At 65.0% G+C, this 6,707-nt stretch carries 7 protein-coding genes; all 7 read right to left on the bottom strand.

Annotated elements, in window-relative coordinates:
• From VN856_RS01880 to VN856_RS01910, 7 genes are read right to left on the bottom strand one after another with little or no spacing between them, the layout of a single operon-like run.
• Window positions 1-852, bottom strand: a complete 852-nt coding sequence (locus tag VN856_RS01880) for a thioesterase family protein (RefSeq protein ID WP_325685585.1) — start codon at window positions 850-852, stop codon at window positions 1-3.
• Window positions 849-1,595 carry an alpha/beta hydrolase gene (locus VN856_RS01885; protein ID WP_325685587.1) on the bottom strand — a complete coding sequence of 249 codons (747 nt, stop codon included), beginning with the start codon at window positions 1,593-1,595 and terminating at the stop codon, window positions 849-851. Before VN856_RS01885 ends, VN856_RS01880 begins: the two co-directional genes overlap by 4 nt.
• A gap of 10 nt (window positions 1,596-1,605) precedes the next feature.
• On the bottom strand, window positions 1,606-2,517 hold the full coding sequence (locus VN856_RS01890; RefSeq protein WP_325685601.1) for an LLM class F420-dependent oxidoreductase: 912 nt from the start codon (window positions 2,515-2,517) through the stop codon (window positions 1,606-1,608).
• Window positions 2,517-3,680 carry an acyl-CoA dehydrogenase family protein gene (locus VN856_RS01895; protein ID WP_325685589.1) on the bottom strand — a complete coding sequence of 388 codons (1,164 nt, stop codon included), beginning with the start codon at window positions 3,678-3,680 and terminating at the stop codon, window positions 2,517-2,519. Before VN856_RS01895 ends, VN856_RS01890 begins: the two co-directional genes overlap by 1 nt.
• Window positions 3,680-4,270: a flavin reductase family protein gene (locus tag VN856_RS01900; RefSeq protein WP_325685591.1), complete on the bottom strand. Its 591-nt coding sequence runs from the start codon at window positions 4,268-4,270 to the stop codon at window positions 3,680-3,682. The genes VN856_RS01895 and VN856_RS01900 overlap by 1 nt, the downstream gene beginning before the upstream one ends.
• A gap of 28 nt (window positions 4,271-4,298) precedes the next feature.
• Window positions 4,299-5,789, bottom strand: coding sequence for an aldehyde dehydrogenase (locus VN856_RS01905; protein ID WP_325685593.1), 1,491 nt, complete (start codon window positions 5,787-5,789; stop codon window positions 4,299-4,301).
• A 10-nt stretch (window positions 5,790-5,799) separates the two neighbouring features.
• Window positions 5,800-6,582: an enoyl-CoA hydratase/isomerase family protein gene (locus tag VN856_RS01910; RefSeq protein WP_325685595.1), complete on the bottom strand. Its 783-nt coding sequence runs from the start codon at window positions 6,580-6,582 to the stop codon at window positions 5,800-5,802.
• Window positions 6,583-6,707 lie beyond the last annotated feature (125 nt).

Here is a 6,707-nt window from a genome sequence, read left to right on the forward strand (position 1 = left end):
TCAGCTCACCACTATTGACGGTGGTGGCGTGAATCCCGGGTTCGCCAACGCCGTCGCCATACCGCTGCCGATCGGTCCGGTCTCGTCGAACAGCGTCGCCACCCCGGTGGCGACCCCCGCGTGGCTATAGTGCGTCACCGAGGCTAATCCGATGTAGACGCCTTCCGGCAGGCGACTGAGCGTGACTGTGTAGTCGGCGTTGATGAACTGCAATCCTTCAGTACCCCAATGGGTTAACGAACTCGTGACGTCCGCAGCCATCACGGCGCGAGTGAAAGGCGACAGTGGCTCGTCGTCGACGAGCAGCTTGGTCTCCCGTATCCACGCGAATTTCTGGCCGTGGTGTTGCCATTCGGTGATGCCGACACCTGGACTGCCCGCGACCGGGTCCCGGCCGTATGACTGCAACACCATCGGGACATCACCGGCCAACATCACCGGATCTGCTGGGATTGCGGGCATGGTGACGGGTGAGGTCCACACCGTGTCCACGGTGGTGTGCTCGCTGCGGCGAAGAAACAATGCGCTGGCCCGGGCCACGATCACGTCGTTCTGAGTCATGACCGCATCCACCAGTCGAAGTCGACGGCCGTCACGCACCACCGAGGAGTGCATCTGCAACGGCTTCAGTGCCACCGGCCTGAGCAGGTCCACCGTCAGTCGGGCGGGCTGAAGGTCGACGTCGTCGACTTCTAGCTCGACAGCTCGGCCCAGCAATCCGCCGACATAGTTGCCGCTGATCGACGGACCCCACGGCCCCCTCGCCAGACGGGTTGGGACATAGCCTGTTCCGTCGGTGACGAAAAAGCATGTCGGCGCCGCGTCGGATGAATTCTTCGGTGAATCTGTCATCGGACGCTCTGTCGCAGTCGGCAGCGCTGTAGAAGTATTTCTGCCAACTGCACCGGGTGGCTGAACATCACGTCGTGACAGGCATCGACTGAGATCACCTCGTGCACGCCGCCGAGGGCGGCGATGCTGGCACGCTGGGACTTTTGCGACAAGGCTCGGTCGCGGGTGGTCAGCACCCAGCTACGCGGCACGTCGTCGGGAAACCCGCTGCGATCCACCGGTTCTGCGGGAATCCGCGCCGCTTCGGTATACAACCGCGACATCGCGAGCCGACGCTGTTGCTTCGTCATACCGTTGCAGAACGCGTACTGCGCGGCCACGCTGGGAATCTTGAATGGCCTGCCGCCTCGAGCGGCGAACCGCGCGAAGGCCGCCAGTGGACCGCCCAAGGTGTCGACGATCGCCTGACCCTGACGGGGAACGAACGCCGTAACGAGAACCATCTCGCGTACCCGTGCTGAGCCGAGTTTGGTGACGACGCCGGGGACCGTCACCCCGGCCATCGAGTGGCCCACGATCACGATGTCACCGAGACCCGCGTCCTCGATGTCGGCGACGACGGAATCCACCCATTCGTCGATGGTGGCGGTCGCCAAGTCTCCAGGCGTGCGGCCGCGGCCCGGTAAGTCCACGGCCAGAGTGCGCAATTCCGGCTCCGCACAATGCAATTCGGCGACAACGAGGTCCCAGCAGTCGGCGGCGTGCTCGCCGCCGTGAACCAGCACGAGGTCGGGCAGAGTCATGTTTGGCCTCTCATCGGTCGATCAACTGTGAGGTCAGCATGTCGATGTCGGTGCGGAAGTCGGTGAAGCTCCTGCTGGCCGGCTCGATAGTGATCCACGTGACGCCCGCCTCGGCGTAGGCGTCGAGCCGTGGTTGCACTGCAGCGCAGAATTTCTCACAGGCGCCGCTGGCGAGCAGGTCGGCTTCGAAGGGAACGAAGGCGATGTCGGCAGCGCCGCGACCCGTCTCCGCCCGTTGTTTGTTCACCTTTGAGATCCACTTGGCAAGCGTGTCGATGTCTTCGAGTGGGCGGGCGCGGGTGATCGCGGCCATTTCGCCCGATGCCGCCATCGGCATCCAGCCGTCGGCGACCTCGACGGCACGACGCTGGGCGGCTGCACCGTTGCCGCCGATCCAGATCGGCGGACCGCCTGTCGTCAGCGGCGGTGGCAGCGCGACGTGGCCTTCGATCCCGAATTCCGGCCCGTCGTGGTCGATGCCCGCCCAGGTCGCTTTCCACGCGGCGATTGCCTCGTCGAGCAGCGCGCCACGCCGGTCGAAATCGGCGCCCAGCGCTTCGAACTCGGCCTTCAGATAGCCGGCCCCGGTGCCCAGTGTGAAACGACCGCCGGAGAGCAGATCGAAGCTCGCGGCGGCCTTCGCCGTCAGGTAGGGGCTGCGATAACCCGACACCAGGATGTAGGTCATCAATCGGATGCGGGTAGTGGCGGCCGCCGCGAAGCTCAGCGACACGAATGGATCGAAAGCGTGGTGGCCGCCACGGGCCAACCACCCCCGGTCGGGATAGGGGTGTTCGGACATCGAAAAGCCATCGAAGCCGGCCTCTTCCACCAACCGCGCGACGTCGCCGATGCCTGCGCCCTCACACCAGCGGTTCCAGTGCTTGACGGCACGCATCGGGAACATCAGGTTGTAGTGCATCATCGCACCAGCGATCGAGCGATGATCTCTCGCTGCACTTCCGTGGCGCCTTCACCGAGTCGCTTGACCCGCAGGTCACGAAACCATCTCTCGAGCGGCAATTCGGTGGAGATTCCCAGTGCGCCGTGAATCTGGATGCAGCGGTCCAGAACTCGGTAGGCGGCCTCGGTGGCGAACATCTTGGCCACCGAGGCGTCTACCCGCACGTCACGTCCAAGGTCGGCGTTCCAGGCGGCTTGGTATATCAGCAGCCGTGCGGCCCGCAGGTCCACCTCACTGTCCGCCAGCATCCACTTGATGCCCTGCTTATCGGCTAGCCTGCCCCCGAAGACGTCTCGGTCCTTGGCCCATTGGCAAGTCATGTCCAGCGCGCTCTGCGCGATGCCGATCGGCCCGGCCCCGTAAACGATACGGCCGTGTACCAGGAACTCGGTAGCGAGCGAAAAGCCCTGTCCCTCAGCGCCGATCAGTTGCTCGGTCGGGAGCCGAACATTGTCGAAGTTCAGTTCGTAAGGTGCGAAGGACGCCATGACAGGGATGCGGCTGAACGTGACGCCTGGGGTGTCCTTTTCGAGAATGAATGCCGAGATACCCTCTCGACCTTCGCCAGTGCGGGCGTACACCACCCCCCAATCAGCATGCGGGGCGTGCGAAATCCACATCTTGGAGCCGTTGAGTACATAGCAGCCGCCCTCACGCGTCGCCTTGAGCTTGATCGCCCGCGCCGGGTCAGATCCGCCGGAGGCCTCGGTGATCGCGGTGTACGCCTTGGACATCACACCGTCGATGACGGGTCTGGCGTACTTCTCGAACTGTTCGGGTGATGCCTTGAACATGATGTTGGGCGGGTTGCCGCCGAATGCACCGAGGGCCGGGAAAAACGCTCCCATCCGGCATTTCGCGGCTTCTTCGGCGACCACGACTTGGCCGAGCACGCTGAGCCCGGCGCCGCCGTACTCTTCGGGCGTCTGCAGTGACCACAGCCCGAGCTTCCTGGCTTTCGCCTGCAACTCGACGAGCTGTTCGCGGGGTAGCCCAACCGTGTCGTGGTCCAGCTTCTCCTCGAGCGGATGGACCTGCGCATCCATGAACCGCCGCACCGTGTCGCGCAGCATCACCAATTCTTGCGGCAGCTGCCATGCGCCGGAAGGCTCTTCGGCCATCAGACCCGCGCCGCTGCTGCCGCCCGCAGGTCGCGCGCGCTCTGCAGCTGCGGCTCGTGGTTGGCCTCGTACTGCTCGATCCATTCGTGCGGCAATTTGCCCCACGCCTCGCCGATCCGCAGCCGTTGCTCGGAGCTGAACACCTCCGCGGCGACGACGTCCCCGACAAAGATGGTGTTCTCGTCGTTGTCCAACGACCCTGTGATGCGGCACTCGACGTAGCTGTGTGCGTCGAGCAGGATCGGCGCGCCGGTTACACCCGGCTTGGTGCGCAGCGTCGACATCTTGTCGCCATCGCGGCCTGAACTGCCGCCAAGAGTCATCAGGATCTCCATCGACTTGTCGATCTCGTCCGGGCCGGCCGACAGCATGTGCATCACGAAGATGCCGGAGTTGACCAGCATGTCGTGCGACCTGTTGTACTTGGTCAGGCTGACAGTCGCGCGGGGCAGTTCCGGCACGATGCTGGCCGAGCCCGCAGACAGCGATATCAACCCATTGCCGAAACCGCCGTCAATCGTGGTGACTGCCACCGGAAATGGCCGGAGACCGGCCAGCACCTTGTCGGCGGCCGTAAGGTCGAGCGTCATCTGCAATCCCCTGTCGATCGAATTGAAGTCAGCCGAGCGTGAACGGGTCGCGGGTGTCCCCAGAGAGCTCCACCCACACCGCCTTGGTCTCGGTGAAGTCTTTGACGGCGTCAATACCGTTTTCCCGCCCGATACCGCTGAAGCCGGTGCCGCCGAACGGAACATGAGGCGCGACAACGCGGTACGCGTTGACCCAGACGGTGCCGGCCCGCAGCTTGGCGGCCACCCGGTGCGCACGGTGGACGTCCTTGGTCCACACCGCCGCGGCCAATCCGAACTCCGTGCCGTTGGCCGCGGCGACGGCCTCGTCCTCGTCGGAGAAGGTCATCACCGCCAGTACCGGCCCGAAGATCTCCTCGGCGACCGCACGCATCGAGGAGTCGACACCGGTCAGCACCGTCGGCTTGACGAAGTAGCCACCGAGATCAGCGGCCGGCTCGCCACCGTAGGCGATCGTCGCACCCTGCTCGCGCGCAGAAGCGAAGTGCGACAGCACCTTCTCGTACTGCGGCTGATTGGACACCGGGCCCATCTCGGTCGTCGGGTCCTTCGGATCACCCAGCTTGATGGTCGCCGCCCTCGCGATGATCTTGTCCACCAGCGCGTCGGCGACGCTGCGGTCTACCAGGAGGCGTGAGCCCGCCAGACATGTCTGGCCGGTGGCGGCGAAGACGCCGGCGATCACCCCGTTGGCCGCGGCGTCGAGATCGGCATCGGCGAACACCACCTGCGCCGACTTGCCGCCGAGCTCCAGCGAGAATCGAGTCATGTTGTCGATCGCGGCCTTGCCCACCTGAATGCCGGTGGTCGTCGAGCCGGTGAACGCGATCTTGTCGACACCGGGGTGCGACGCCAGCGCGGCACCCGTCTCCGGACCCCAACCGGTGACCACGTTGATGACGCCCGGTGGAAAACCGGCCTCGGCGAACAGCTTTGCGAACGCGAGCGTCGATGTCGGGGTGTGGTCGCTGGGCTTGACGACGAAGGTGCAACCCGCGGCCAGTCCGGCGGCCAACTTCCAGGTCAACAGCAGCAGCGGTGAGTTCCAGGGTGTGATGGCGCCGACCACGCCGACGGGTTCGTGGCGGGTATAGACGAAGTAGTTGGGCTTATCCACCGGTATGACGTCGCCCTGCAGCTTGTCTGCCAGCCCGCCATAGTAGAAGTAGTAGTCCGGCAGCGACCGCATCTGGCCGACCATTTCACGAAGCAGCTTGCCGCCGTCACGCACCTCGAGTTCGGCGAGCTGCTCGGCCTCACGCGCGATGATCTCGCCGAGACGAAGGAGCAGCTTGCCGCGGGCGGTTGCTGTCAGCGCACCCCACGGTCCATTCAGCGCAGCCCGGGCCGCGGCGACGGCGCGGTCCACGTCGGCGGCCCCACCGTCGGGTACCCGCGCCCAGGGTCTGCCAGTGAAGGGGTCAACGCTGTCGTAGGTCGCTCCCGTTGCGGCGGAGGACGATTCGCCCCCGATGAGCAGGTCGAACTGGACCAGCTGCTCGATCGCTGTGTCGGTCATCGCCCCCTCCTCACCGTGTTCGGGGTTTCTTCTTGTTGTTCAACGAGTCCGGGGTGGCGCCGGCGTTGCCGAGGTCGGTGTAGAACTTGCCTTGCCGGGCAGCCACACTCGGGGTCAGATCGCGGGCCTCCCACATCGCGCGCACGGTGCCCTGGACACCATTAGGTCGGCGCGCGGCGATTTCCGCGGCCAATTCGAAAGCGCGGGCGCGTAGTTGATCGTCGGGGACCACCTCGGTCACGAGCCCGATGCGCAGGGCGGTCTGCGCGGACATCCGCTCCTCACTGCCCAGCAACGCCCACCGCATCACCTCGCCGTAGGGCACGCCGAGGGCCAGCATGCCCATCGGCTCCAACGCCGAGACAATGCCCGCGTTGGCATGAGGGTCGAAGAACGTAGCCGTCTCGCTGCAGATCGAGAAGTCGCACTCATTAACGAAGTACATGGCTCCGCCGGCCACGATGCCATGCAGAGCCGCGATCACCGGCTTCCATACCCTGTGCGCCTTCGGCCCCAGTAATTCGCCGGGATCTTCCTGGTCGAAGATCGGTCGGTGCTTCCACCAGGTGCCTTCGGTGACGTCGATGCCGGTGCAGAAGGCACGTTCGCCGTTGGCGCACAGCACCGCGACATGGATGTCCTCGTCATCACGGACTCGGGCCCAGACTATGGCGAGTTCGGCGGCCATCCGTTCGGTGAAGCTGTTCAGCCTCTCGGGCCGGTTGAGCGCAACGGTGGCTACGTGGTCAGTCACCTGGAATTCAATAGTGGCAAGGTCGGTCTGCTCGATCACCATCGCTCCTCGGTCGATCCGGTAGGTACCGGCATCTTCGCACCCGGCTCGCTGACATGGCTAACCTGGTTAGCGATCTCGCGCTTGAGGATCTTGCCCGCGGGGCCCAACGGGAACTCGCGCCA

This window comes from Mycobacterium sp. (assembly GCF_035603715.1).
Lineage (GTDB): Bacteria > Actinomycetota > Actinomycetes > Mycobacteriales > Mycobacteriaceae > Mycobacterium.